The sequence below is a fragment of the Sphingomonas echinoides ATCC 14820 genome (assembly GCF_000241465.1).
Taxonomy (GTDB): domain Bacteria; phylum Pseudomonadota; class Alphaproteobacteria; order Sphingomonadales; family Sphingomonadaceae; genus Sphingomonas; species Sphingomonas echinoides.
Genome location: NZ_JH584235.1, coordinates 1667900 through 1691535 on the forward strand (window position 1 = coordinate 1667900; position 23636 = coordinate 1691535).

The following is a 23636-nucleotide window of genomic DNA, read 5'->3' on the forward strand; positions in this document are numbered from 1 at the left end:
GTCGGAGGCCGTCATCTTGGGAGGATTGCAGATTTAGTATCGTTCCAGCGCCCAAGCGCGCGCGTTCATCCTATAATCAAAGGGTCACCCACCTTTCATTGCGGACGCGTTATCCATCATGCTGAACGGTATCGGCTTCATAGTGATCCTCGGCTGCGTCTTCGGGAGCTTCCTGCTCTCGGGCGGCAAGCTGGCGGTCGTGCTGGAGGCGCTGCCGCACGAACTGATGGCGATCATGGGCGCAGCGATCGGGTCTTTCATCGTCGCCAATTCGCTTGGCACGATCAAGAAGGCGATGGGCGGCTTGCTGCGCGCGTTCAAGGGCGAGCGCTGGAAGTCGAGCGACTATCGCGATCTCTTGACCATGATGTTCGGCCTGCTCACCACCTTCAAAAAGGGTGGCGCGACCGGGATCGAACCGCATCTGGACACGCCGTCGGAGAGCAAGCTGTTCTCGCCCTATCCGCGGCTGCTCAAGGACCATCACCTGATCGAATTCATCTGCGACTATCTGCGCATGATGACGGTCAATTTCGAAGACCCGAACCAGCTTGAATCGGCAATGGAAGCCGATATCGACAAGCACCACCACGAGGAATTGGCCCCGCAGCACGCGCTGCAGATCATGACCGACGGCTTGCCCGCCATCGGCATCGTCGCCGCCGTGCTCGGCGTCATCAAGACAATGGGCTCGATCGACCAGCCGGTCGAAGTGCTCGGCGCGATGATCGGCGGCGCGCTGGTCGGCACCTTCCTCGGCGTGTTGCTGTCTTACTGCATCGTCGGCCCGCTTGCGTCGAAACTGCTCGAAGTGATCGAAGCCGATTCCAAACCCTTCCTGGTCGCGAAGTCCGCGATCGTTGCCTACGCGCAGCACGTGCCCGTCCAGGTCGCGGTGGAAATAGCCCGACGCATGGCGCCCTCGGCCCATGCCCCAACCTTCCAGCAGCTCGAAGCCGCACTCGACGAGGCGAAAAATGAACTCAATGCCAAACCCGCTTGACCCAGAGACCGCATCGTCGGTGATCCACCTGCCGTCGCATGCGACGACGGTGACCGCCGAGGATCTGCTCACTCGGCTGATCAGCGCCGCCGACGATGGCGTAACGACCATCGACGCGTCCGCGAGCGAGAGCATCGGCCAGGCCGCGCTGCAAGTGTTGCTGGCCGCGCGCATCGAAGCGCGCGACGCCGGACAGGAATTTCACATCATCGACCCCAGCCCCGCCTTTCTCGAACGGATCGAGAAGTGCGGTCTTGCCGACGCGATCGGCCTCATCAAAACCATCGGAGACCAGGCGTGAGCAAGTTGATCCTGACCGTCGATGATTCTGCCAGCATGCGTATGCTGCTGAAGGCATCGTTGACCGCACAAGGCTATCGTATCGAAAGTGCCAATGACGGCGAGCACGGGCTGGAGCGCATGCGCGAAGTCCAGCCCGACCTGCTCATCACCGACATCAATATGCCCAAGATGGACGGGTTCGAGCTGATGGAGGCCGTGCGCGCAGAGCCCGCCTTCCGCGGCACGCCGATCCTCGTGCTGTCCACCGAATTCTCCGACGAGAAGAAGATGCGCGCCCGCCAGGCTGGCGCGACGGGATGGATCACCAAGCCGTTCGACCCGGCAAAACTGGGAGCCGCCATTCGGCGGGTGTGCTCATGAGCGACGAAATGGACGAAATCCAGGGCATCTTCTTTGAAGAATGCGCTGAAGGACTGGCCGTCGCCGAACAGGGCCTGTCGGCCATGCGCGCGGGCGACCTTTCGTCGGAAACCATCGCCGGCGTGTTCCGCGCGGTGCATTCGATCAAGGGCGGGGCCGGCGCATTCGGTCACGCGGCGCTGACGGCGTTTGCCCATCGTTTTGAAAACGTGATGGACGAAGTCCGTGCCGGCCGCATTCCCGCAACGCCCGGCGTGACCGACGTCATGCTGTCGGCGTTCGACATCCTGACCGACCACGTCGCCGCCGCGCGTGGCACCGCGCCCTTGCCACAGGATGCTGCTGTTCTGGCCGCGCTGGAGAATGTGCTCGAAACAAAAGGCGTCGGTGTCGGCGGCGGTGCGACCGCTGCATCCGCGCCAGCCACGCCCGAAGCCCCCCAGCCGGAGGCCGAGGAAAGCGACGAGGACGAATTCGGGTTCCGCCCGGTCGGTGTCGCGCTCGACATCTTCGATGCAGCGGAAGAGCCGGTCGAGCCGGTCGAGCCCGACTGGATCATCGATTTCGCGCCCTCGCATGCCGCCTTGGCCAATGGCGGCGAGCCGCTGTTGCTGGTGCGCGAAGTCGAAGCGCTTGGCGGCACGATTGCAAATGTCGATCTGTCGGCGCTGCCGCCGCTGCGCGCAATGGAGCCTGAGCAGAGCTATCTGCGCTGGACCATCAACGTCCCGGCAAGCGTGGAAGAATCCACGCTGACCGACTGTTTCGATTTCGTCGCGCCGGATTCGGTCGTCAGCATTGTCCGCGCAGAATCCGCCGCTCCCGTCGCTTCGGTCACGGCCACAGCCGAGCTCGACCCGATCCGGGAAGACCTTGCAGAGGCGGCACCCGAACCGTCGGCACCGACGCTTACGCTGGTTCCAACGGCGTCGCCGTCGCCAAGCGCCGTGCCGCCCGAGCGCGCCCCTGAACCCGCCGCCCAGACCATCCGCGTCGATCTGATCAAGCTCGACCTGCTGCTCAACCTGGTCGGCGAGCTCGTCATCCGCAACTCGATCCTCGCCGATCGCTTGACCCCGGCTGACCAGCAGCGCGTCGAACTGCCCGAGCTGGCGCGCCTCACGCGCCAGATCCAGGACAACGTCATGTCGCTGCGCGCGCAGCCGATCCGCCAGGCATTCAGCCGGGTGCCGCGCATGCTGCGCGATCTCTCGGCCGAAACCGGCAAGCAGGTTATCCTGGAAACCACCGGCGAGACGACCGAAGTCGACAAGGGCGTGATCGAGAAGATCGGCGATCCGCTGACGCACATGATCCGCAATGCGATCGACCATGGCGTCGAGCCACCCGCCGACCGCATCGCCAAGGGCAAGGACGCCCATGGCACGATCCGGCTTTCGGCCGAGCAGAAGGGCGCGCGCATCTTCGTGCGCGTGGCCGATGATGGTCGCGGCATCGACCGCGTCCGGGTCCGCGCCAAGGCGATCGAAAAGGGTATCATCCAGGCGGATGCGCAACTGACCGACGAAGAAATCGATCAGCTGATCTGCGCGCCCGGCTTCTCCACCGCCGAGACGATCTCGAACATCTCGGGTCGCGGCGTTGGCATGGACGTGGTCCGCTCGAACGTCGAGGCACTGGGTGGCCGCGTCGAGATCGCCTCGACCCCCGGCGAAGGCACGACCTTCACGATGATCCTGCCGCTCACGCTGGCAATCCTCGACGGGATGATCGTGCGTCTGGGTGGGCAACGCTACGTCCTGCCGCTGGCAAACGTGATCGAAACGGTCCAGCCCGCCCCCGGCCAGGTCAAGCGCACCAGCCCGACCAACGAAGTGATCGACATGCGGGGCCAGTATCTGCCGGTCAAGCGTGCGACCGACATCTTCGATCTGCCCGGCAGCAACCGCAGCCTGGAGGATTCGCTGGTGGTGATCGTGGAAAGCGAAAGCGCCGGCCATGTCGGCCTGATCGTCGACACGATCGACGACCGCCGCGAGGTCGTCATCAAGAGCCTCGACCAGAATCTCTACCCGATCCGCGGGCTGGGTGGCGCGACCATCCTGGGTGACGGATCGATCGCCCTCATTCTCGATATCGAGGCGCTGGTTGCCTCGAACAGTTTCAACCGCTTCACTCCAAAAGGAATCGCAGCATGAGCTCGCTCGACCACCGCACCGCGAACAAGCAGGCCGACCGTAAGATCGTCACCTTCTCGCTGGGTCATCAGACCTTCGGGATCGACATGCACTCGCTGATCGAAATCCGCGAGTGGGAAGAGCCGACCCCGCTGCCGACCGTCCCCTCCTTCATCAAGGGCGTCACCAACCTGCGCGGCAACGTCGTCCCCGTCATCGGCCTGGCCGAGCGCCTGGGCTGGGAGCCGAGCAAGATCCATGCACGCAGCTGTGTACTGGTCGTGTCGATCGGCGAAAAGCAGGCCGGTTTCCTGGTCGACGAGGTCAGCGACATCGTTTCCATCGGTGACCAGGAAATTCAGCCGGCACCCGATGTCGAAATCGGCGAGCCGAGCGTCATCCTGGGCCTGGTTCGGGTCGAATCGCGCACGATGGAAGCGCGCGGCGACGATACCGGCCAGATGATCCTGCTGCTCGATCTCGACGGCCTGTCGCTGACCCGCCATCTGGAACTCGTAGCGTGAGCGCGGCCGGGGGCGCCCCCGCCGCGCCCGCCGGCGGCACGACCATGACCAACGCAGAACTGACGTCGTCGGATTTCGCAGCGATCGCGGCAATCATGCAGAGCGATGCGCGAATCTCGCTCAGCGCGGGCAAGATGACGTTGGTCCAGTCTCGGCTGGCCAAGCGGCTTCGACAACACGGCTTGGCGCAGTTTCGCGATTATGTCGCGATGGTGCAGTCGGACGAGACGGAACGCGCGTCGATGGTGGTCGCGCTGACCACCAATCACACGCATTTCTTTCGCGAGGTCCATCATTTCGACCATTTCCGCAAAGTTGTTCTGCCCGAACTGAAGCAACGGGCTGCCAAGGGGCACCCGATCCGCATCTGGTCGGCAGGATGTTCGAGCGGGGAGGAAGTGTACAGCATCACGATGTGCTTGCTCGGCCCCGATCGGGCGTCGGCAAGCTGGGTACGGCACGCCGATATCCGGTTGCTCGCAACCGATCTGTCGCCGCCCGTGGTCGAGGCAACCAGGCGCGCCGTCTATGACGCCGCGACCGTCCGGCCCATCCCCGCCGAGTATCGCTCGACGTGGATGCGCCAGGAAGGCGAGGATTACGTCATGGTCGATGAAGCGCGCGCGCTCGTCACCGCCAAGGTGCTGAACCTCTTCGAACCATGGCCGCTGCGCCAGCTCTACGACGTGATCTTCTGTCGTAACGTGATGATCTATTTCGACGAAGAGGCGAAGGCCGAGTTGGAAGAACGCTTCGTCGATCAGCTCGCGCCAGCGGGACATCTCTACATCGGCCATTCGGAACGTCTCATCGGGGTCTCGGCGACCAAGATGCGATCGAGCGGCCAGACCATTTACGCCAAAATCGAGGGCCGCTCATGACCCGCCGTGTCCGAACCCTGATTGTCGACGACAGCGCCACGATGCGCGCGACGCTCAAAATGATGCTGTCGGCCGACCCCGAAATCGAAGTCGTCGGCATGGCTCCCGAGCCGTTTGCCGCCCGCGAAATGATCAAGTCGCTCAATCCTGACGTGCTGACGCTCGACGTCGAAATGCCGGGAATGGATGGTCTGTCCTTCCTCGAACGCGTCATGCGCCTGCGGCCCATGCCGGTGGTGATGTGTTCGACGCTGACCGCGCATGGAGCCGAGGTCACGATCGAGGCGCTGCGCTTAGGCGCGGTCGATTACATCGCCAAGCCCACCGGCACGCCCGAGGACATCGCCCGCGACGCGACCCTGCTGTGCGAAAAGGTGAAGGCCGCCGCCCGCGCTTCGGTGCGGCCGGGGCCGACGCCAAATCTCACGCCGGCCAAAGGCGGCGGCGTCAGCAAGGGGTCGATCATTGCGATCGGCTCGTCGACCGGCGGTGTCGAGGCGTTGTTCTCGTTGCTGAAGGCCATGCCCAAGGACAGCCCGCCGATCCTGGTGGTCCAGCACATGCCCGCCGCGTTCACCCGCAACTTCGCGGCACGCCTCGATGGGGAATGCGCCGTAAAGGTGGTGGAAGCGACCAATGGCAGCCCGGTCGAACAGGGAACCGTCTATATTGCTCCTGGGGGGAGAGCACATATGGAACTCGCGACAAACGGCGAACGCCGCATCAAACTTCGCGAAACCGACCCGATCAGCGGCCATCGTCCGTCGGTCGACGCGCTGTTCCGCTCCTTCTGCCCGGTCGCGTCCGGATCGGTCGGGGTGATCCTGACCGGCATGGGTGCCGACGGGGCCCAGGGCCTGCTCGAAATGCGGCGCGCCGGTGCGCGCACGCTGGGGCAGAACCGGCAGACGTGCGTCGTCTACGGCATGCCGCGCGCGGCGATGGAAATCGGCGCAGTGATGGAAGAAATCAGCCTGTCCGCCATGCCCGAGGCGATCCTTGCGGCATGCCGGGCCAAGCCTCTGGGAATTGTCTGATGCCTGCCGCTGCACAGATCAAGGTTATGGTGGTCGACGACCAGACGAGCATGCGCGCCATGATCCGGCGCACGCTCCAGGATCTCGGCTTCAAGGACGTGCGCGACAAGGGCAGCGCGACCGAAGCGTTGAGCGCGGTCCGCAGCGACCGCGTTCATCTCATCATTTCCGATTACAACATGCCCGAAATGGACGGGCTCCAGTTTCTGGAGCAAGTCCGTGCTGATCCGGTGATCGGCAAGACCGTCTTCATCATGCTGACCGGTTCCTCGGACCGCGATCTTGTACAGAAGGCGGCGGCGCTCGGCGTCAACAACTACGTCGTGAAGCCGTTTGCGCCGGCTGCCCTCAAGGAAAAGATTGAGCGCGTCTTCGGCGCGCTGACCTGACGCCATGCGGAGGATCAACATCATCCAGGGCGAGCATTGCGTCGTATCCGAACCGGATACGATGGTGACGACCCTTCTGGGCAGCTGCATCGCGGTCTGCCTGAACGACAGCGTCTCGCGGATCGGGGGCATGAATCACTTTCTGCTCGGCGAACCGGGAGCCGATGTCAAACCGCGGCCCGACGAGATGCAACGCTATGGCGTCCACGCCATGGAATTGCTGATCAACGGGATGATGGCGAAGGGCGCGTCGCGGGCGCGGCTGAAGGGGCATATCTATGGCGGTGCCAACATCATCGCCGGGCTGGGCTCGATCGGGTCGCAAAATGCGGAGTTCGCGCGTCGATTCCTGGAAACCGAAGGAATCGAAATCGGGCACGTCGATATTGGCGGGCGATCCGCCCGCAAGATCGAGTTCATTCCCTATCAGGGGCTGAGCCGCAGCAAGAATGTGTCGGATCCGGTTCCCGTCGTCCGCGCCCCCGCCCCTATCCTTGCCCCGGCCAGCGATGGCGAACTGGAGTTGTTTTGATGGCCTATCTTCCTTCGATCACAACCCAGGACGGATCCCCTGCAACCGGTTTCGATCCCTTTTCGGGCCTGTTGCACGGGGTCATGGCGGCCGAGCTGCGCGAAATTCGCGAGCAGTTGGAAGGCCTGGCCGAAGTGCTCGTCGCCGACGAGCACTTCGTGACCAGCTTTCTGGAGCAATTGCAGAGCTTCGATTATCTGATCCAGCATGCCGATGAGTGCGCCAATCTGATGGATCGCATCGCGGCTGGCGAAAATTCGCTCGAGGCGATCAAGCACGTTCGGCTTGGCGCGGTGCAGGAGCGCCTGCGCATCGCGCTGATCGGAACCTGACATGGCCGGCAAAGCTGCCGATGATCGCCCGATCATCATCAAACGCGTCAAGAAGATCGCCGGCGGCCATCATGGCGGGGCGTGGAAAGTGGCCTATGCCGATTTCGTGACCGCGATGATGGCATTCTTCATGCTGCTGTGGCTGTTGTCGAGCCCCGACAAGGCGAAGCTGAAGGGGCTGGCCGAATATTTCACGCCTTCCCCGCCGAGCAGCGCGAGCGGAACGGGCCCGCAAGGCGGCGCACCAGGATCCGGCGCCGGCAGCCGCTCCAAGGGTAAGACCTCGACCGAGCAAGCTGCGGCAGGACCAGCGCGCGGCGGCACCGCGACCGTGCCCGATGCGTCGCAACGCGTGGTTGCCGCAGAATTGCAGATCGCGATCGACAGCATCGCCCAGCCCAGTGACGGCAAGAAAAACGTCACGCTGGCGGTGGCCCGCGATGGCCTGCGCATCACCTTGATGGATAATGACCGTCAATCGATGTTCCGCCCCGGGACCGCCGAGCTAAATCCCTATGCCCGGATCATGCTGGGCAAGATCGCCGAAAAACTGTCGCACACCTCTGCCCAATTGGCGATCGAGGGCCATACTGACGGCACCGGCGGCCAAAGCGACGCGAACTGGCAGCTCTCGGGGGCGCGCGCGCTCGCCGCACGATCGGCGCTGATCGCGGCGGGCATGACGCCCGATCGCTTCGCCGAGATCGTCGCGCTGGGGGCGAGCCAGCCAGTCTATCCCGAACAACCCGATCGCCCGGAAAACCGGCGCATCACCGTCGTCGTGATGGGCCAGCAATCGGCGCTGCCAAGCGACGCCAGCTTCAAATTCTAAGGAGATCCGGGTCGTGAAACGCGTGCTCTCCCTGCTGTTGCTGCTCATCCTCGGCGTCGCGATCGGCGGCGGCGCTGGCTATGGCGCGGTGCTGTTGTTCGCCAAACCGGGCGGCGGCGAGCGCAAGGCGGCCGCGCCCCCCGCCGCAGAACCGCCGCGCAGCTTCGTCTCCAGCGCCAAAATCCTCGCGCCGCTGGTCTTTCCAGACGGTCGCCTGGCCGGTTACGTCAATTTCGACGTGTCGCTGGAGGTGGCGGGCGACAAGGCCGAGACGGTCACATCGAAGCTGCCGCTGATGCTCCACGCGATCAACATGCGCACTTGGCGGACCCCGCTCGCGACCGGGCCGGATGGGTTGCTCGCCAATATCGGCGGCTTCCGCGACGTCGTGCGCGCCGCCTCGACCGAGGCCTTCGGTGCCGGCACGGTCAAGCGCATCGCAATAACGCGCGCCGAGCCCGCCTGAGGGGGGACTATCATCCTATAAAAAGAGGAATACTCTTTTTAGCGAGAGACGATCATGGCCCCTATCGAACGTCACTTTCCGGCCGATCCCCCCATCAACCCTACGGAGCGATTCCAGCCGCGCGCGCAGCGCACGGTTACGACGCTGATCGCGGCGAAGCTGGAGCTCGGCCCGGGCAAGGAAGCGCTATGCCGCTTACGCAACGTGTCGACCACCGGCATGTTGGTGGAGACCGGTCAACCGCTCACCCCCGACGATGCGGTCGTAATCGAACTGCGCTCGGGCGAGCGTTTGTCGGCGACCGTCGTGTGGACCGACGAAGGCCGCGTCGGCATCCAGCTCGACCGCGAAATCGATGTGGCCAGCACTTTGCGGCCGCAGGTGGTGAAGGCCAAGGGCCATGTTCCGGCGGTCGGCCGCGCCCCGCGCTTCGCGGTCGCCGCGCCAGGCCGGTTGAGCAGCCTCGGCCGGTCTTGCCCGGTAACGGTCGAGAACCTGTCGCAAAGCGGTGCGCGGCTGACACTCTCGAGCGACATTCCGCTCGGCGCTCCCGTTACGCTTACCATCGCGGGCCTGTCCCCGCGCGCCTGTTCAGTGCGCTGGCGCAACGACCTGCATGTCGGCGTCGCGTTTATCGATTTGATTTCTTATGCCGAGCTGTCGGCGTGGCTCGCAGGCGCAAGCCACAATAATTAAGCCCCGCCCCACCCCCGCCGCGGCGGGGGTGGGATGCCGGTTCACGTCGTCCCGAAGCTCTTGACCAGCGAGCCCGCGACCAGCGCCCAGCCATCGACAAGCACGAAGAAGATGATCTTCATCGGCATGGCGATGGTCGGTGGGGGCAGCATCATCATGCCCATCGCCATCAGCACCGCCGCCACCGCCAGATCGATAACGAGGAACGGCAGCAGCAGCAGAAAGCCGATCTCGAACGAGCGGCGCAGTTCGGAAATCATGAAGGCCGGGGTCAGCGTCGTCAGCGCGACATCCTTGCGCGCGGTCGGCTTGGCATGCGCCATGTCGACGAACAGCTTCAGGTCATCATCGCGCACTTGCTTCAGCATGAACTGCCGGAACGGCTCAGCGGTCGCGGTGAAGGCCTGTTCCTCGGCGATCTTGCCGGCGGTGTAGGGCTTGATCCCTTGCTCCCACGCCTTTTCGAAGGTCGGGGCCATCACGAAGAAGGACAGGAACATCGCCAGGCTGATGATCACCGGATTGGGCGGCACGCCCTGCGCGCCAATGCCGGTGCGCAACAGCGACAGCGCGACGACGATGCGCGTGAAGCTGGTAACCGTCATCAAAATGCCGGGCGCGAGGCTCAGCACCGTCAGCATCAGCACCAGCTGAATGGCCCGGCCCGAAACCGATCCGCCCGCGCCAGCACCGGGCAAGCCCAGGGCGGACGCGCCCAGGGCGGACGGAGCCACTGCAGACTGGGCGTGCGCGGCGAAAGGGATCAACAGCGCGCCTGCGGCGAGCGCGAACAGGACCGCCTTACGCAACGACGTTCGCCTGGTGATGCTGCTCGGTCAGATGATCGAACAATGCCGCCACGGAACGACGCGGCGTGGACGAAACCGAAGTAACCGGCGAGACGGGTGCAGACGGTTCGCGCACCGACGAAAGCGAGGCCTGGATCAAGGTCGCTTTGTCGCGCCGCGACTGAAGATGGTCGAGCAGCAGCGTCAGGGCGGTGCGCAACTCGGTTTCGGGTTCCGGTGCGGTCGCCTGATCGACGGGGGCCTCTGCGGTGCTTCCAAGCGCGGGCTCCGGTGCCGGGGCTACGGGTTCGGGCGCTGCCAGTTCCGAGGTTGGCGTTTCAGCGCTTTCGCCCGCATCCGTCGCGGCGACAACGGTAGCCGTGACGTCGGCCGGGACAGACGGCAGGATTCCGCTTTCGACCACCATCTGCCCATCCGGGCCGATCAGGATGAGATGTTCGCACCCGTCGCGCCGCACCAAAGCGAGCGAGCGTTTGCCGTCGAGCGTGACTCGCTCGACCACTTCCAGCCGCCGCCCGCGACCGAGGGTCACGCGCCCCGGCAAGGCGATATTGTAGCGCCGCACCGCCCACAGCGCTCCGCCGAGCAAGCCAAGCACGACCCCGAGCGCCCCCATCGTGCGCAGCAGTGACAGCACATCCATCAGTTGCGGCTCTTGCGGGTGAGTTCGGTCACCTCCAGCGACATTTCCTCGCTGTTGACCAGGATCCGGCCCTTGGCGATCAATTCGCCATTGACGAACACCAGGGTGGGATCGTCCTGCCCGCAATCGAGCGGGATCATCGCGCCGCGGCTCATTTGCAGGATCTGGCGGATCTGCACCTGAGCCGAGCCCAGGACGATCGACAGCTCGACTTCAATATCTTCGAGGATGGACAATGCACGGCTCCTTCCCCCGAGTTATAGGATTATTTTTCCGCATTGACGGTCGGGCTAGGCAATAATTGCCTATGAAGGAGGGGTGCCGGCACGGAGCCGGTGGAGCGACCTCATGGATCTCAAGACATCGTTGGCGGTTTCGGCATCGGGCTTGCGCGCACAATCGCTGCGCATGCGGGTGATCGCGGAAAATCTCGCCAACCAGGATTCGGTTTCCCGTACCGCAGGCGGCGATCCCTATCGCCGCCGGGTGGTGAGCTTCCAGGCTGAAGTTGACCGGGCCAATGGCGGCACCGCCGTCAAGATTTCCAGTGTCGACGCCGACAAGACCGCCTTCACCAAGGTCTACATGCCCGGCAGCCCGGCCGCCGACGCGCAAGGCTATGTCCTGAAGCCCAACGTCAATCCCCTGCTCGAGGCCGCCGACATGAAGGACGCGCAGCGATCCTACGAAGCCGACCTCAACGCCATCGAAGCGGCCAAGAACCTGACGATGCGCACCATCGATTTGCTGAAATAAGGAAGAGCGACAATGTCCATCGGATCTCTCGACGCGACCTCGGCTTATGGCCGTACCCTTGGCCTTGGCAGCCCGCTCAAGACCGGCTCGACCAAGGAAACCGCGCCCGGCGCATCGGGCGGCTTTGGCGGCATGGTCGAAGCGATGATCACCGACACCTCGACGCAATTGCGCGCCGCCGAAAGCGCCTCGGCCAAGCAAGTCGCGGGCAAGGGCGACCTGATCGACGTGGTGACCGCGATCGGATCGGCCGAAACCGCGCTCGACACCATGGTCGCGGTGCGCGATCGCGTCGTGAACGCCTATTCCGACATTATGCGTATGCAGATCTGAGGGCGCAGGCCAATGGATGCGCTCGCCGCGATGGAGCTTGCCCGCGCTTCCTTGATTCTGGTTATGACGATCGTCGGACCGCTGCTGATCACCTCGTTGATCGTCGGCGTCGCGATCGGCCTGTTGCAGGCGCTGACCCAGATCCAGGAAATGACGCTGACCTTCGTCCCCAAGATCATCGCCATGGGCGTGGTGATGCTGTTGTGCCTGCCGATGATCGGCGGGGCGCTGTCCGATTTTATGGCGCGGATCAGCAGCATGATTATCGCCGGCTGACAACGTGCCCGCCGCCCTCGCCCCGCCATCGTTCGACCTGTCGCATCTCGATGTGCAGGCAACCGCATTCCTGATCCTGTTCGCGCGCGTCGGCACAGTGTTGATGCTGCTGCCGGTCTTCTCCGAGGATGCGGTGCCCGGGCGCATCCGCCTGCTGATCGCGCTGGGCATGAGCATCGGCTTGTGGGGCGTGCTGGCACCGTTGATGCGCACGGCAGCCGCGGCGGGCGGTGCGCTGCCGGCGGTGCTGCTGGCGGAACTGGTCACCGGGCTCGCGATCGGCGCGCTGGTCAAGATCGTGTTCAGCGCGGTGTCGATGGCGGGATCGATCATCAGCTCGCAAATCGGCCTGTCCTCGGCACTGCTCTATGATGCCTCGCAAGGCGGCCAGGCGGCGTTGCTGTCCAAGTTCGTAACCGTCGCCGCCGCCGTGGTGTGCATGTCGCTGCACGTCCATCACCTCTGGATCGGCGCGATTATCGAATCCTACCGCACCTTCCCGATCGGCGGCATGCCCCCCGCGCATGATTTCCTGCGCGCCGCGCTCGACGCGGTGGCGCGCGCGATGACCTTGGGCATCGGCTTGTCCGCACCCTTGCTGGTCTACGGCATCGTGTTCAACGTGGCGCTCGGCCTGTCGACGCGGATTGCGCCTGCGATCCAGCTCTTCTTCATCGTGCAGCCGCTCAACATCCTGCTGGGCCTCGCGGTGATGGCGATGACGATGGGCGGACTGCTCACCGGCTTCGCGCAGGCGATGGCGGCGTATATGCAGACAAGCTGGAACTAGGTCGTGGCCGACAACGACCAGAAAACCTTCGACCCCACCGAAAAGAAGCTGGCCGACGCGCGCGCCAAGGGGGACATGCCCTCGTCGCCCGAGATGAAGCACGCAGCGATGTTCGCGGCCGCCATCGTCGTGGTCGGCGGCATGGGCACCTATACCGTGCAGCAGCTCGGCGTCATCTTTGTGCGGTTATGGGGCGGCGCGGACGATTATCTGTTCAATGCCCAAGGGGCTGAGAATTTCGCGATCGGGTTTCTCGGTGCGGTCGGCATAGCGGTCGCCCCCTTGCTCGGCGTGCTGTTCGTGTTCGCGCTGCTGGGCGGCGTGTTGCAGGGGCGACCAAGCTTCGCGCTCGCCCGGCTCAAGCCGCAATGGTCCAAGCTCAACCCGTTTTCGGGCCTTGGCCGAATGTTCGGCCCGCGCGCGCTGATCGAATTCGGCAAGACGCTCGCCAAGATGACCGGCGTCATCGTGATCGCCACCAATGTCATATGGCCCAAGATTGTCGGCCTGGACCAGTTGGTCGGTGCCGATCCCGCCGCGATCACTGCAGCAACGCTCGGCGTCGTGCTCGCCATGATCAAGGCGGTGGCGATCCTGGTCGCCGCACTCGCCATTTTCGATTTAGTCTATCAGCGCTGGTCCTTCACCAACCGCATGAAGATGTCGCTGCAGGAGATTAAGGACGAGCATAAGGAACAGGATGGCGACCCGCTGATCAAGAGCAAGATCCGCCAGATGCAAATGCAGCGCGCGCGCAGCCGGATGATGTCGGCCGTCCCCGAAGCCAGCGTGATCGTGACCAACCCGACCCATTATGCGGTCGCGCTAAAATATGATCACGGGGCGATGGCCGCGCCGATCGTCGTCGCCAAGGGCGTCGATGCGATCGCGTTGAAGATCCGTGAAGTCGCGACCGCGCACGGCGTGCCGATCGTCGAGAATGTGCCGCTTGCACGCGCGCTCTATGCCAGTGCCGAGCTGGAACGCCCGATCCCGACCGAACATTATGCCGCGGTCGCGGAAATCATCAGCTACGTCCTGCGGCTCGCGCGCGGACGCTAACCGCTATACTTCGATGTCGTGCTTTGCCAGTTCCACGCGGACGCGCACGTCGATGTCTTGGAAGATTTGCGCCAGCACCGGGTCCTCGGGGTGCTCGGCCGTCTGCGCCCACTCAACGATCTCGCGCAACCGCGCCGGAGCCGGGACGCCGACCAGCAATTCCTGGTGCAACCGCTCGAGCATGTCGAGGCCACGGCTCGCATCGCGGGCGATCCGGCGGCGGCGGTCGACCGGCGCTTCGCTCATCGCCAGCGTGACGAGCATTTCGACGCTCGGCATTGCGGGCGCGGTCGGTGCCGGGGTTTGGGTCGGCACGGTGTGGGGATGCAAATCCTGCGCAGAAAACTGTGCCGCCACCTTTGGCAGCGCCCCCAAGAGCAGGGTCCGTGTCACCGGCACTGTCAGGGCATCGATCCGCACCGAAACTTACACCTCCAGACCGCCATCGGCCATACCTATCCTATAAGAGATTCATGAGATCTTTTCCACGAATTCGCCGCTTTATCCGACATGCGCTGCGCGCTTCCGCGACGCTTGCGGTTCTGCTCGGGTGCGTGTCGCCCGGCGTCGCCCGCACGCGGATCAAAGATATCGTCAATGTTGAGAATGTCCGGCCCAACCAATTGGTCGGATATGGCCTGGTGGTGGGCCTGGCCGGCACGGGCGACCGGATGCGCAATTCGCCCTTCACCGAGGAATCGATGCAGGCGATGCTCGAACGCATGGGCGTCAACATCCGTGGATCGGACATGAAGACGCAGAATGTGGCGGCCGTGTCGATCACCGCATCGATGCCGCCCTTTTCGCGCACCGGGTCCAGCATCGACGTTCAGGTCGCCGCGCTTGGCGATGCTTCCAGCCTGCAGGGCGGCACGCTGATCGCTTCGTCGCTGCGCGCGCTTGATGGGGAAATCTACGCCGTGGCACAGGGCCCGGTGGCGGTGTCGGGCTTCAAGGCGCAAGGGGCCGCCGCCAGCATCAGCCGCGGCGTTTCCACCTCTGCACGGATCGCCGGTGGCGCGATCGTCGAGCGCGAGGTGCCGTTTGCGCTGCGCACCGCGACCAGTCTGAAGCTCGCGCTGAAAAACCCCGACTTTACGACGGCACAGCGCATCGTGACGGCCATCAACGGCCGTTTCTCGGGGACAGCCGAGATGCTCGACCCCGCCACCGTTGAAATCGCGCCGCGCGGAGGCTTTCAGGGCTCTGTCGTCGATCTGATGACGCAGATCGAGACGATCGACGTCGATGTCGATCAGCCAGCGCGCATCGTCATCAACGAAGCGTCGGGCACCGTCGTGATGGGCGCGGACGTCCGGATCAGTTCGGTCGCCGTCGCACAGGGCGGGCTGACCATCAGCGTCACCGAAACGCCGCAAGTGTCGCAGCCAGGCCCGCTCTCCAGCGGCCAGACGACGGTCGTCCCGCGCACGCAAGTGTCGGTCAACGACGGTGGCGACGCCCATCTGGCGCTGATCGGCGGCGGCGCATCGCTCAAGACGTTGGTCAGCGGGTTGAACGCGCTGGGCGTCTCACCCCGCGACCTGATCACCATATTGCAGGCGGTGAAGAGTGCAGGCGCGCTCCAGGCCGACATCGAGGTCCAATGACCATGGAAGTTCCGCCCGCTGCCGCTCCCGCCGGCGCGGCACCCCCGAAAACCGCGACGCCGGCGCAAAAGGCGACCGCGCAATCCTTTGAGGCGGTGTTCCTCGGGCAGATGACGCAATTGATGTTCGAAAGCGTGCAGACCGGGGAGTTTTCCGGCGGGCATGGCGAAGAGATGTTTCGCGGCGTTCTCGCCGAAAAGCTCGGGACGGCGGTCGCCCAAAAGGGTGGGATCGGCCTGGCCCCGGCGGTGCTCGCGCAGATCCTAAAAATGCAGGAAAATGCTGACAATGGACGATGAATTGATCGATCTCGCGACGTCGCTCTCGCATTTGATGGAGCAGGAGAGCGAGGCGCTGACGCGGAACGGCCATGCGCAGGGCCTGGCCGAACTCGTTGCTGCGAAATTGCGCCTGGCGGGACAAATTGAGGCCGAGGTGACCAAGCGCGAACGCGAGGCCCCCGACTGGGCCGATACGCTGTCCGAGGAACAGCGTGCCGAGATGGCGCTGGTCTTTGGACATTTGCGCGACGCCTCGATCGTCAATGCGCAGATCCTGGAACGGCAAATTGCGTTTTCGAGCGACTTGATGCGCGCGATCGCAGCCGAAGCGCAGCGCGTCACCGGCAAGCGCAGTTCTACCTATGGAGCGTCTGGCGATATGATGCGGATCGAGTTGCCCGCCCCGATTTCGATCAACGCGCGACTCTAGCCCGATCGCGTGTTATCGCTCCCTGACCGCACCAATTGTCTTTCAGAACCTCAATGTCGACTTCATGAAAGCCGCTCTTTTGGGATGGGAAGAGGGACCGGTCGATCAAAAGCGACTCGCCCGCGCAGTCATGCGAAAACCTTCACTACCGCGCTTTTACCGCGCTATTGACTATCAAAATCAGATAAAAACCAGACCGACAAACCTTGGCCGGACAAATTCCGGCCAAATCGGTCCGTTTTCATACTATAAGACGATGCCAACAGGGCATTGATAGCCTTTTTATTGTTATAAAACCGTGGCATCCGTGGTCGCAGAAAGGAAATATCGATGCGATCGAACAGCGCCTTACGGTTATATGACAACGGTATCATTCCTTCGAATGATGATGGCGTTAGTCCGTATCTGGGACTCTTGGCGGATTGCGCAGCACAAATTCTGTGCGCCTCCGATACTGCGTCGATGCTCAACGCCCTTTTTGAATCGGTCAGGGTCAAACTGAACCTGAGTGTGTATTTCTGCTATCGTTACGACGGGACCAACAGCCTCTTCCTTGAAGAACATGGCGGCCTGACCCCGACGCAAAGCGGCGCGGCTTCGCATCTCGTGCTTGGGCAGGGCCCGTGCGGGCTGGTGGCGGCGGATCGCGCGCCGCATATTTTCAATCGCGTTCGCAACTCCAAAGACGCCCGGCTCGCTTACGCCCGGGCAATCGGCCTGGCGGCCTATGTTGGAACGCCGCTGATGCAGGGCGACACCTTGCTGGGGACACTCGGCTTCGGTCGCAAAGCGACAATGCCCTTCAGTCGCGCCGAAGTCCAATTCCTGCGCGCCATCTGCAGCTTCGTTGCGATCGCCAAGAACCGTCTGCAGACGGAACGAACGCTGCGCGAGACCACCTATGCCCGCGATGCGCTTGCGATCGAGCAAGCGCGGCTCGTCGATCGCATCGAAACTTTATCGAGATTGTCAGATACATCGGCGGTCGCTGCAACGCTTGCCCATGAAATGACGCAGCCGCTCACCGCCGCGGCAAATTATATCGCCTCGGCCGAAATGGCGCTCGGCGGGCTGGGGGATGCCGATATCCTGCGCCGCCTCGTTCAGGCCCGGACCCAGATCACCCGATCGGCGCAAATCATCGCCAAAGCACGACACTTGATCGAAACCGGAACGGTGATCAACGATCACACCAATCTTTGCGAGGTGCTGTCGGATTCGCTCGAACTCGCGCTAGCGGACCATCATGGCCCAGTACCGGCGATGATCTATGACATCGACCCAAGTGTGACCGCTCTTGTCGCAGACAGCGTCCAGATCACGCAGGTGCTGACCAATTTGCTGCGTAATGCCGCGACCGCGTTGCGCGGCACCGCAAACCCGACCATCACCGTTTCCTGCCGACGGACGCAGGATGGCACGGTCGAGATCGGCGTGATCGACAATGGCCCTGGTTTTGATCCGGAAGCCGATAGTGCGCGTTTCCACCAGCGGGCGACCTCGACCACGGGGGGGCTCGGTATTGGCTTGTCGGTATGCCGATCGATCGTCGCCGCGCACAATGGCGTCATCCGCGCCGAAAACACCGCCCGAGGCGGCGCGGCGGTCTACTTCACGCTGCCGGGCGCATAAAAGCACCACGAGCGCCATCCTTCAGGGATTGCCATGCTGTCATAATTGTGCGGCATAGCGCCCAAAGGAGATGGTCGCATGCGCATTTCAGGAACCGGACGAACGCTGGCGGCACTGGCCGCACTGCTGGCCAGTGGTCCGCTGGCGGCTGAAACACCCGTAGCACCCTTACAGGTCGATCGCGTCGTCCTGATGATGCGCCACGGCATCCGCCCGCCCACCAAAGCCCAGCCGATGCCGATCGGCACGGCAAGTGCTGCGTGGCCAAGCTGGAGCGTCAAGCCGGGGTGGCTGACCGAGCATGGCGCGAACGCAATCGTGGCGGTGGCGGATTTTGACCGGATCGGTTTCGTCAAAGCGGGGCTGCTGCCATCGACCGATTGCCCCACCCGGATCGCGCTGCTCGCCGATAGCGACCAACGCACCATCGCCACCGCAGCGCATTATGCCAAGGGCCTCGCTCCCGGTTGCACGCTGACCATCGACCATCGCCCGCAAGACGAGCCCGACCCGCTGTTCAACCAGATTGACGACGGCCATGCGCCGCTCGACCCGAAGCGCGCCGCCGCTGCGGTTGATGCGGAGATCGGACCGGGCGGCATCGCCGCGCTCGAACGCACGATGAAACCGCTGCTGACCCGGCTCGATCGGGTGTTATGCGGATCGGCAGCCGCACCCTGCGGGGTCGCACGCGAAGCGACCCGCGTCCTCCCCGCTACGGCAACGTCGCGACCCAAGCTGAGCGGCGCGCTCGACCGCGCCTCAACCGCCGCGCAGATCCTGCTGCTGGAATATGCCGAGGGCAAACCGGCGGCGGACGTGGGCTGGGGGCGCGCCAAAGCCGCCGATATCACCGCCTTTGGCGCATTCCACGCGCTCGAATTCCGCCTGTTGGCGCGACCACCCTATATTGCAGCGCATAATCTGGCCGGTCTTTCGCCGCGAATCGCGAACTGGCTGAGCGATGACAGCCCCACGGCCGCGAAAGTGGCGATGATTGCCGGCCACGATACCAACGTCGCCAATCTGGCAGGGGTCCTGGGTTTGCACTGGCGCGTCCCCGGCATTGCCGCGGATGATCCCGTGCCGGGTGGGGCCATCCAGCTGGAACGGCTGAGCGACAGCAAGGGCAACCACTATGTCCGCGCGGTTTACCGCGCCCAATCGCTGACCGAACTGCGCGCGGCGACGGCCAAGACGCCGTACCGCAAGGTGCTGCCGATCGCCGGGTGCAAAGCGCGCGGCGTCGACGGACTGTGCACGCTATCGGATTTTCTGGCGAAACTTCGTGGTTAACGTGCGTCGGTAACGCGGACGCGCTCATGATGACGAATGACTTCGTCGATGATAAAGCGCAAAAACTTCTCGCTGAAATCGGGGTCGAGATTTGCATCATGGGCAAGACCCCGCAACCGCGCGATCTGCGTTTCCTCACGGCCGGGATCGGCCGGAGGCAAGCCCGCTTGCGCTTTGTAGCGACCGACCGCCTGCGTTGTCTTGAACCGTTCGGCGAGCAGAAAGACGAGCGCGGCATCGATATTGTCGATGCTCTGGCGGTATCCGTTCAGCGTTTCGTCGGTCACCATCCACTCCTCATCAGCCGTCGACGCTCTTTTGCGTGCGCTGACGGCCCGGCGCAACCCGAGAAAGACTTGCCTTTAGCGCGCCACGCCGCCACATCGCAGCGCAGATGAGCGCCACCATTCTCCGCATTGATCCTTCGCGTGCCCAGCCCTCGCTGGAGCCCATGGTGCAACTCGTCGCGGGTGACCTGAATTTGGTCAACGCGGTCATCCTGTCGCGGATGCAGTCCGAAATTCCGCTGATCCCGGAACTTGCGGGGCATCTGATCGCGGGCGGTGGCAAGCGGATGCGCCCGATGCTGACGTTGGCGAGTGCGCGACTGCTGGGCTATCTGGGGTCTCGCCACCACCGGCTGGCCGCCGCCGTCGAATTCATCCACACCGCCACGCTGCTGCACGACGATGTGGTCGACGGCTCGGATCTGCGCCGGGGCAAGCGCACCGCCAATCTGATCTGGGGCAACCCGGCCAGCGTGCTGGTCGGCGATTTCCTGTTCAGCCGCTCGTTCGAACTGATGGTCGAAGACGGCTCGCTCAAGGTGCTGTCGATTTTGGCGGGCGCAAGCGCGATCATCGCCGAGGGCGAAGTCAACCAACTGACCGCCGCCCGCCGCATCGACATCCCGGAAGAACGCTATCTCGACATCATCGGCGCGAAGACGGCTGCGCTGTTTGCGGCGGCTTGCCGTGTAGCCGCTGTGGTCGCGGAGCGCCCCGAGGCGGAAGAACTCGCGCTCGACGCATATGGCCGCAATCTCGGTATCGCGTTCCAATTGGTCGACGACGCGATCGATTACGTGTCCGACGCGGGCACGATGGGCAAGGACGCCGGCGATGATTTCCGCGAGGGCAAGGCAACGCTCCCCGTCATCCTCGCTTATGCGCGCGGTGACGCGGCGGATCGCGCCTTCTGGAAAGCGGCGATCGAGGGCCATCGCAATCGCGATGAGGATTTCGCGCGCGCGATCGAACTGGTGCGCTCGACCCATGCCGTCGACGATACGCTGGCGCGCGCGCGCCATTATGGCCAACGCGCAATCGACGCGCTTGCCATCTTCGCCAATGGCAAGGCCAAGGATGCGATGGTCGAAGCCGTCGAATTCGCGATCGCGCGCGCTTACTGACGCTCATCGGCGCCGCTTCGGCTCCTGTGTCGCCGATCTTCCTTTGTCACGGCGCATGACTTTCGATACCTTCAGCGCCTGACAGCAGGAGCGCCGGAGATGTTCGTCGATTTCCAAAATGGCTGGCCGCCGCCGGAACGCTGGGAAGCCGAGCCCAAGCCGCTGCCAAACCAGCGCCGAGAAAGCATCGCGGCATGGATCATCGGTTTCAACCTGGTGATGCTGTTGGTTGGCCCGCTGGCGGGAGTAACGCTGTTCGACGCGATCATCGCCGCGTTGCGCCACTGAACGACTGCAACGCTTAGCAGCCGCGCGCCTCGGCATCGCCTGTCTCGGCACCGGACAGTTCAACCTGCAGCGTCGCATGGCCGATGCCGAAGCGCTCCTTCAACATCGCGCGCGTTGTATCCAGGAAGGCGTCGCCCGGATGCCCCGCCGGAACCACCAGATGCGCGGTCAGCACGGTTTCGGTCGTGCTCATTGGCCAGATATGGACATGGTGGACGCGCGCGACGCCCGGCAGCGCGCGCAGCGCCTCCCACACCTTGTCCGAATCGATGCTGCGCGGCACTGCGGCCAGCGCCATCTCGACCGATTCGCGCAGCAGGCCCCAGGTCTGCAGGAAGATCAGCACCGCGATGACGATGCTGACGACCGGATCGATCCAGGTGAGGCCGCTCCACCAAATCACCAGCCCCGACACGACCACCCCCGCCGACACCATCGCATCGCTCGCCATGTGGAGATAGGCACCGCGAATATTGATGTCGCCCTCGCGCCCGCGCAGGAACAGCAAGGCGGTGAAGCCATTGACCAGGATTCCGGCACCCGCGACCCACGCCACCGTCGGCCCGTCCACTGGCGCGGGCGTCGCCAGCCGCTGCACCGCCTCGAGCAGGATCGCGCCGAGCGCGACCAGCAAGAGCAAAGCGTTGAGCAACGCCGCCAGGATCGTCGAGCCCTTCAGGCCATAAGTGAAACGCTTCGACGCCGCCCGCCGCCCGAGCGCGATTGCCGCCCACGCCGCGCACAGCCCGAGCACGTCGGAGAGATTGTGGCCCGCATCCGCGAGCAGCGCGACCGAGCCCGCGATCAGACCGAACACGGCCTCGCCAACGACGAACGCGAGGTTCAGCCCGATGCCGATCGCAAACGCGCGGTCGTGCCCTGCCACCGGCGCATGGCCATGCGAGTGCCCATGCCCGTGGCCGTGCGAATGCCCGTGATGATCGTCGTGCCCGTGGGAATGGCTATGCCCCGCCATGTCGGTCTCCAATGTCCTAGCGCGGGCCTAGCATTTCAAATCCGTGAGATACTAGGACGCCGCACATGACAAGTGCGTCACGATGTGGTGGTTCCAAAACCGGCGCAAGGCGGTAGGAACACGGCGTGTCATCCGCCCTCCCCATCCATGCCGTGCTGCCCGACTTGCTCCGCCACCTGCGCGACGCATCCAACGCCGTGCTGGTTGCGCCGCCGGGGGCGGGCAAGACCACCGCCGTCGCGCCCGCCTTGCTGGACGAGCCCTGGTGCAGCGGCGAAATCCTGTTGCTCTCCCCCCGCCGCCTCGCCGCGCGCGCTGCGGCCGAGCGGATGGCCGCCACTGCCGGACAGAATGTCGGCCAGACCTTCGGCTATGCCACGCGCATGGATTCGCGCCGCTCGGCGGCAACGCGGGTGACGGTGGTGACCGAGGGCATCTTCGTCGCGCGCATCCAGAACGATCCCGAACTCACCGGGGTCTCTGCGGTGCTGTTCGACGAAGTCCATGAACGCAGCCTCGACAGCGATTTCGGCCTCGCGCTCGCGCTGGATGCGCAAAGCGCTTTACGGCCCGATCTCAGGCTGGTGGCAATGTCGGCAACACTCGACGGCGCACGCTTTTCCGGCCTGATGGAGGGCGCCCCCATCCTCGAAAGCGCCGGGCGAATGCACCCGCTGAGCTTGCGCCATCTCGGTCGCGCCGCCGAAGCGCGGATCGAGGATTCGGTCGCCGCCGCGATCCGGCTGGCGCTACGCGAGGAGACCGGCGGCATCCTCGCCTTCCTGCCCGGTGTCGCCGAGATCGAGCGCACCGCCGAGCGGCTGGAGGGGCTCGGCCCCGACATCCTGCTCCACCGCCTCCACGGCAGCCTCGACCCCGCCGCACAGCGCGCCGCGATCGCGCCCGACCCGCAAAAGCGACGCAAGGTCGTGCTGGCGACATCGATCGCCGAGACCAGCCTGACGCTCGACGGCATTTCGGTCGTGGTCGATTCCGGCCTCGCCCGCCGTCCGCGTTATGATCGCGCGGCGGGGATGACGCGACTGGTGACCGAACGTGCCAGCCAGGCCGCCGTCACGCAGCGTGCCGGCCGCGCCGCGCGCCAGCAGCCCGGCATCGCCTATCGCCTGTGGGAGGAAGCCGCGACCGCTGGCCTGCCGCGCTTCGATCCGCCCGAAATCCTCGAGGCCGATTTGTCGGCGCTGACGCTCGACTGCGCCTTGTGGGGCGTCGCCGACCCACGTGCTTTGCGCTGGCTCGATCCCCCGCCCGAAGCCGCCGTGCAGGAAGCCCGCACGCGCTTGCGCACGCTCGAAGCGCTCGATGCCGATGGCCGCCCGACCCCGCACGGACACGCCATCGCCCGCCTGCCGCTGGCCCCGCGCCTCGGCCATATGCTGGTGCGCGCGGGCGAACTCGGGCTGGCGGAGGTCGCAGCGGAAATCGCCGTGCTGCTCGGCGAACGCGGGCTTGGCGGGAACGATGTCGACCTCGAATCCCGCCGTCGCCGCTGGCGCACCGAACGCGGCGCGCGTGCCGAAGCCGGGCGC

The 23636-nt window shown here is 64.5% G+C and carries 32 protein-coding genes; 26 read left to right on the plus strand and 6 right to left on the minus strand.

Going from position 1 to position 23636, the window contains the following annotated elements; translation table 11 throughout:
- Positions 1 to 118: 118 nt before the first annotated feature.
- From motA to ON00_RS07870, 13 genes are read left to right on the plus strand one after another with little or no spacing between them, the layout of a single operon-like run.
- Positions 119 to 1003, plus strand: coding sequence for a flagellar motor stator protein MotA (gene motA, locus ON00_RS07810; protein ID WP_010404662.1), 885 nt, complete (start codon positions 119 to 121; stop codon positions 1001 to 1003).
- The gene (locus ON00_RS07815) at positions 987 to 1304 is read left to right on the plus strand and encodes an STAS domain-containing protein (RefSeq protein WP_010404663.1); all 318 of its coding nucleotides are present in this window, start codon (positions 987 to 989) and stop codon (positions 1302 to 1304) included. Before motA ends, ON00_RS07815 begins: the two co-directional genes overlap by 17 nt.
- Positions 1301 to 1666, plus strand: a complete 366-nt coding sequence (locus ON00_RS07820) for a response regulator (protein ID WP_010404664.1) — start codon at positions 1301 to 1303, stop codon at positions 1664 to 1666. Before ON00_RS07815 ends, ON00_RS07820 begins: the two co-directional genes overlap by 4 nt.
- Positions 1663 to 3825, plus strand: a complete 2163-nt coding sequence (locus tag ON00_RS07825) for a chemotaxis protein CheA (RefSeq protein ID WP_010404665.1) — start codon at positions 1663 to 1665, stop codon at positions 3823 to 3825. The genes ON00_RS07820 and ON00_RS07825 overlap by 4 nt, the downstream gene beginning before the upstream one ends.
- Complete coding sequence (locus tag ON00_RS07830) at positions 3822 to 4328, plus strand: chemotaxis protein CheW (RefSeq protein WP_010404666.1); 507 nt, start codon at positions 3822 to 3824, stop codon at positions 4326 to 4328. The genes ON00_RS07825 and ON00_RS07830 overlap by 4 nt, the downstream gene beginning before the upstream one ends.
- 44 nt (positions 4329 to 4372) lie before the next feature.
- Complete coding sequence (locus tag ON00_RS07835) at positions 4373 to 5209, plus strand: CheR family methyltransferase (protein WP_086010581.1); 837 nt, start codon at positions 4373 to 4375, stop codon at positions 5207 to 5209.
- On the plus strand, positions 5206 to 6246 hold the full coding sequence (locus ON00_RS07840) for a protein-glutamate methylesterase/protein-glutamine glutaminase (RefSeq protein ID WP_010404668.1): 1041 nt from the start codon (positions 5206 to 5208) through the stop codon (positions 6244 to 6246). The genes ON00_RS07835 and ON00_RS07840 overlap by 4 nt, the downstream gene beginning before the upstream one ends.
- Positions 6246 to 6635, plus strand: a complete 390-nt coding sequence (locus ON00_RS07845) for a response regulator (protein WP_010404669.1) — start codon at positions 6246 to 6248, stop codon at positions 6633 to 6635. Before ON00_RS07840 ends, ON00_RS07845 begins: the two co-directional genes overlap by 1 nt.
- 4 nt (positions 6636 to 6639) lie before the next feature.
- Positions 6640 to 7167 carry a chemotaxis protein CheD gene (locus ON00_RS07850; RefSeq protein ID WP_010404670.1) on the plus strand — a complete coding sequence of 176 codons (528 nt, stop codon included), beginning with the start codon at positions 6640 to 6642 and terminating at the stop codon, positions 7165 to 7167.
- Positions 7167 to 7499, plus strand: coding sequence for a hypothetical protein (locus ON00_RS07855; RefSeq protein ID WP_010404672.1), 333 nt, complete (start codon positions 7167 to 7169; stop codon positions 7497 to 7499). Before ON00_RS07850 ends, ON00_RS07855 begins: the two co-directional genes overlap by 1 nt.
- Before the next feature lies 1 nt (position 7500).
- A complete protein-coding gene (locus tag ON00_RS07860) occupies positions 7501 to 8331 on the plus strand; it encodes a flagellar motor protein MotB (protein WP_010404673.1) in 831 nt (276 codons plus the stop codon).
- A gap of 13 nt (positions 8332 to 8344) precedes the next feature.
- Complete coding sequence (locus ON00_RS07865; RefSeq protein ID WP_010404675.1) at positions 8345 to 8797, plus strand: hypothetical protein; 453 nt, start codon at positions 8345 to 8347, stop codon at positions 8795 to 8797.
- 54 nt (positions 8798 to 8851) lie between these two features.
- A complete protein-coding gene (locus ON00_RS07870) occupies positions 8852 to 9493 on the plus strand; it encodes a PilZ domain-containing protein (RefSeq protein ID WP_010404677.1) in 642 nt (213 codons plus the stop codon).
- A 41-nt stretch (positions 9494 to 9534) separates the two neighbouring features.
- Here the strand turns inward: ON00_RS07870 and fliP are convergent, their stop codons facing one another.
- Genes fliP through ON00_RS07885 form a run of 3 tightly spaced genes read right to left on the minus strand, consistent with a single transcriptional unit; the run spans position 9535 to position 11181 of the window.
- A complete protein-coding gene (fliP, locus tag ON00_RS07875; protein ID WP_010404679.1) occupies positions 9535 to 10302 on the minus strand; it encodes a flagellar type III secretion system pore protein FliP in 768 nt (255 codons plus the stop codon).
- Entirely contained in the window at positions 10295 to 10945 is a 651-nt protein-coding gene (locus ON00_RS20135) for a flagellar biosynthetic protein FliO (protein ID WP_010404681.1), read from the minus strand. Before ON00_RS20135 ends, fliP begins: the two co-directional genes overlap by 8 nt.
- Complete coding sequence (locus ON00_RS07885) at positions 10945 to 11181, minus strand: FliM/FliN family flagellar motor switch protein (protein WP_010404683.1); 237 nt, start codon at positions 11179 to 11181, stop codon at positions 10945 to 10947. The genes ON00_RS20135 and ON00_RS07885 overlap by 1 nt, the downstream gene beginning before the upstream one ends.
- Before the next feature lie 112 nt (positions 11182 to 11293).
- Between ON00_RS07885 and flgC the strand changes: the two genes are divergently transcribed.
- The 5 genes from flgC to flhB are packed head-to-tail and all read left to right on the plus strand — an operon-like array spanning position 11294 to position 14162.
- On the plus strand, positions 11294 to 11701 hold the full coding sequence (flgC, locus tag ON00_RS07890) for a flagellar basal body rod protein FlgC (RefSeq protein ID WP_010404686.1): 408 nt from the start codon (positions 11294 to 11296) through the stop codon (positions 11699 to 11701).
- A 12-nt stretch (positions 11702 to 11713) separates the two neighbouring features.
- Positions 11714 to 12034, plus strand: coding sequence for a flagellar hook-basal body complex protein FliE (fliE, locus tag ON00_RS07895; RefSeq protein ID WP_010404689.1), 321 nt, complete (start codon positions 11714 to 11716; stop codon positions 12032 to 12034).
- A gap of 12 nt (positions 12035 to 12046) precedes the next feature.
- Positions 12047 to 12310 (plus strand): flagellar biosynthetic protein FliQ, encoded by a 264-nt coding sequence (locus ON00_RS07900; protein WP_010404691.1) that lies wholly within the window; start codon positions 12047 to 12049, stop codon positions 12308 to 12310.
- A gap of 4 nt (positions 12311 to 12314) precedes the next feature.
- Positions 12315 to 13100: a flagellar biosynthetic protein FliR gene (fliR, locus tag ON00_RS07905; protein WP_010404693.1), complete on the plus strand. Its 786-nt coding sequence runs from the start codon at positions 12315 to 12317 to the stop codon at positions 13098 to 13100.
- Positions 13101 to 13103: 3 nt separating this feature from the next.
- Positions 13104 to 14162 carry a flagellar biosynthesis protein FlhB gene (gene flhB, locus ON00_RS07910; protein ID WP_010404695.1) on the plus strand — a complete coding sequence of 353 codons (1059 nt, stop codon included), beginning with the start codon at positions 13104 to 13106 and terminating at the stop codon, positions 14160 to 14162.
- Positions 14163 to 14165: 3 nt separating this feature from the next.
- Here the strand turns inward: flhB and ON00_RS07915 are convergent, their stop codons facing one another.
- Positions 14166 to 14582: a flagellar assembly protein FliX gene (locus tag ON00_RS07915; protein ID WP_010404697.1), complete on the minus strand. Its 417-nt coding sequence runs from the start codon at positions 14580 to 14582 to the stop codon at positions 14166 to 14168.
- Between the two features lie 53 nt (positions 14583 to 14635).
- On the opposite strand from ON00_RS07915, the gene ON00_RS07920 reads away from it, so the two are divergent.
- The 5 genes from ON00_RS07920 (at position 14636) to ON00_RS07940 (ending at position 19411) form a co-directional block, all read left to right on the plus strand.
- Complete coding sequence (locus ON00_RS07920; protein WP_010404699.1) at positions 14636 to 15772, plus strand: flagellar basal body P-ring protein FlgI; 1137 nt, start codon at positions 14636 to 14638, stop codon at positions 15770 to 15772.
- A complete protein-coding gene (locus ON00_RS07925) occupies positions 15769 to 16071 on the plus strand; it encodes a rod-binding protein (protein WP_010404701.1) in 303 nt (100 codons plus the stop codon). The genes ON00_RS07920 and ON00_RS07925 overlap by 4 nt, the downstream gene beginning before the upstream one ends.
- Complete coding sequence (locus ON00_RS07930; RefSeq protein ID WP_010404704.1) at positions 16061 to 16483, plus strand: flagellar protein FlgN; 423 nt, start codon at positions 16061 to 16063, stop codon at positions 16481 to 16483. The genes ON00_RS07925 and ON00_RS07930 overlap by 11 nt, the downstream gene beginning before the upstream one ends.
- 330 nt (positions 16484 to 16813) lie before the next feature.
- The gene (locus ON00_RS07935) at positions 16814 to 18115 is read left to right on the plus strand and encodes a sensor histidine kinase (protein WP_040601599.1); all 1302 of its coding nucleotides are present in this window, start codon (positions 16814 to 16816) and stop codon (positions 18113 to 18115) included.
- Positions 18116 to 18193: 78 nt separating this feature from the next.
- The gene (locus ON00_RS07940; protein ID WP_010404710.1) at positions 18194 to 19411 is read left to right on the plus strand and encodes a histidine-type phosphatase; all 1218 of its coding nucleotides are present in this window, start codon (positions 18194 to 18196) and stop codon (positions 19409 to 19411) included.
- Here the strand turns inward: ON00_RS07940 and ON00_RS07945 are convergent.
- Entirely contained in the window at positions 19408 to 19701 is a 294-nt protein-coding gene (locus ON00_RS07945) for a chorismate mutase (RefSeq protein ID WP_010404713.1), read from the minus strand. The genes ON00_RS07940 and ON00_RS07945 overlap by 4 nt on opposite strands.
- 104 nt (positions 19702 to 19805) lie before the next feature.
- Between ON00_RS07945 and ON00_RS07950 the strand changes: the two genes are divergently transcribed.
- Both ON00_RS07950 and ON00_RS07955 read left to right on the plus strand, forming a co-directional pair.
- The gene (locus tag ON00_RS07950) at positions 19806 to 20822 is read left to right on the plus strand and encodes a polyprenyl synthetase family protein (protein WP_010404715.1); all 1017 of its coding nucleotides are present in this window, start codon (positions 19806 to 19808) and stop codon (positions 20820 to 20822) included.
- 99 nt (positions 20823 to 20921) lie between these two features.
- Entirely contained in the window at positions 20922 to 21110 is a 189-nt protein-coding gene (locus ON00_RS07955) for a hypothetical protein (RefSeq protein ID WP_010404718.1), read from the plus strand.
- 13 nt (positions 21111 to 21123) lie between these two features.
- On the opposite strand, the gene ON00_RS07960 is transcribed toward ON00_RS07955, so the two are convergent.
- On the minus strand, positions 21124 to 22086 hold the full coding sequence (locus ON00_RS07960) for a cation diffusion facilitator family transporter (RefSeq protein ID WP_010404721.1): 963 nt from the start codon (positions 22084 to 22086) through the stop codon (positions 21124 to 21126).
- A 125-nt stretch (positions 22087 to 22211) separates the two neighbouring features.
- Between ON00_RS07960 and hrpB the strand changes: the two genes are divergently transcribed.
- Positions 22212 to 23636: ATP-dependent helicase HrpB (gene hrpB / locus ON00_RS07965; protein WP_010404724.1), on the plus strand; the 1425-nt coding region annotated here is incomplete at its 3' end.

Coding starts and splice junctions, on each gene's coding strand:
- ON00_RS07955 (WP_010404718.1), top strand. CDS start 20,922: ATGTTCGTCGATTTCCAAAATGGCTGGCCGCCGCCGGAACGCTGGGAA.
- ON00_RS20135 (WP_010404681.1), bottom strand. CDS start 10,945: ATGGATGTGCTGTCACTGCTGCGCACGATGGGGGCGCTCGGGGTCGTG.
- ON00_RS07840 (WP_010404668.1), top strand. CDS start 5,206: ATGACCCGCCGTGTCCGAACCCTGATTGTCGACGACAGCGCCACGATG.
- ON00_RS07960 (WP_010404721.1), bottom strand. CDS start 22,086: ATGGCGGGGCATAGCCATTCCCACGGGCACGACGATCATCACGGGCAT.
- ON00_RS07940 (WP_010404710.1), top strand. CDS start 18,194: ATGCGCATTTCAGGAACCGGACGAACGCTGGCGGCACTGGCCGCACTG.
- ON00_RS07860 (WP_010404673.1), top strand. CDS start 7,501: ATGGCCGGCAAAGCTGCCGATGATCGCCCGATCATCATCAAACGCGTC.
- ON00_RS07850 (WP_010404670.1), top strand. CDS start 6,640: ATGCGGAGGATCAACATCATCCAGGGCGAGCATTGCGTCGTATCCGAA.
- ON00_RS07815 (WP_010404663.1), top strand. CDS start 987: ATGCCAAACCCGCTTGACCCAGAGACCGCATCGTCGGTGATCCACCTG.
- ON00_RS07920 (WP_010404699.1), top strand. CDS start 14,636: ATGAGATCTTTTCCACGAATTCGCCGCTTTATCCGACATGCGCTGCGC.
- ON00_RS07930 (WP_010404704.1), top strand. CDS start 16,061: ATGGACGATGAATTGATCGATCTCGCGACGTCGCTCTCGCATTTGATG.
- ON00_RS07830 (WP_010404666.1), top strand. CDS start 3,822: ATGAGCTCGCTCGACCACCGCACCGCGAACAAGCAGGCCGACCGTAAG.
- flgC (WP_010404686.1), top strand. CDS start 11,294: ATGGATCTCAAGACATCGTTGGCGGTTTCGGCATCGGGCTTGCGCGCA.
- fliE (WP_010404689.1), top strand. CDS start 11,714: ATGTCCATCGGATCTCTCGACGCGACCTCGGCTTATGGCCGTACCCTT.
- ON00_RS07835 (WP_086010581.1), top strand. CDS start 4,373: ATGACCAACGCAGAACTGACGTCGTCGGATTTCGCAGCGATCGCGGCA.
- ON00_RS07825 (WP_010404665.1), top strand. CDS start 1,663: ATGAGCGACGAAATGGACGAAATCCAGGGCATCTTCTTTGAAGAATGC.
- ON00_RS07855 (WP_010404672.1), top strand. CDS start 7,167: ATGGCCTATCTTCCTTCGATCACAACCCAGGACGGATCCCCTGCAACC.
- ON00_RS07870 (WP_010404677.1), top strand. CDS start 8,852: ATGGCCCCTATCGAACGTCACTTTCCGGCCGATCCCCCCATCAACCCT.
- ON00_RS07900 (WP_010404691.1), top strand. CDS start 12,047: ATGGATGCGCTCGCCGCGATGGAGCTTGCCCGCGCTTCCTTGATTCTG.
- ON00_RS07950 (WP_010404715.1), top strand. CDS start 19,806: ATGAGCGCCACCATTCTCCGCATTGATCCTTCGCGTGCCCAGCCCTCG.
- ON00_RS07845 (WP_010404669.1), top strand. CDS start 6,246: ATGCCTGCCGCTGCACAGATCAAGGTTATGGTGGTCGACGACCAGACG.
- ON00_RS07935 (WP_040601599.1), top strand. CDS start 16,814: ATGCGATCGAACAGCGCCTTACGGTTATATGACAACGGTATCATTCCT.
- ON00_RS07945 (WP_010404713.1), bottom strand. CDS start 19,701: ATGGTGACCGACGAAACGCTGAACGGATACCGCCAGAGCATCGACAAT.
- motA (WP_010404662.1), top strand. CDS start 119: ATGCTGAACGGTATCGGCTTCATAGTGATCCTCGGCTGCGTCTTCGGG.
- ON00_RS07925 (WP_010404701.1), top strand. CDS start 15,769: ATGACCATGGAAGTTCCGCCCGCTGCCGCTCCCGCCGGCGCGGCACCC.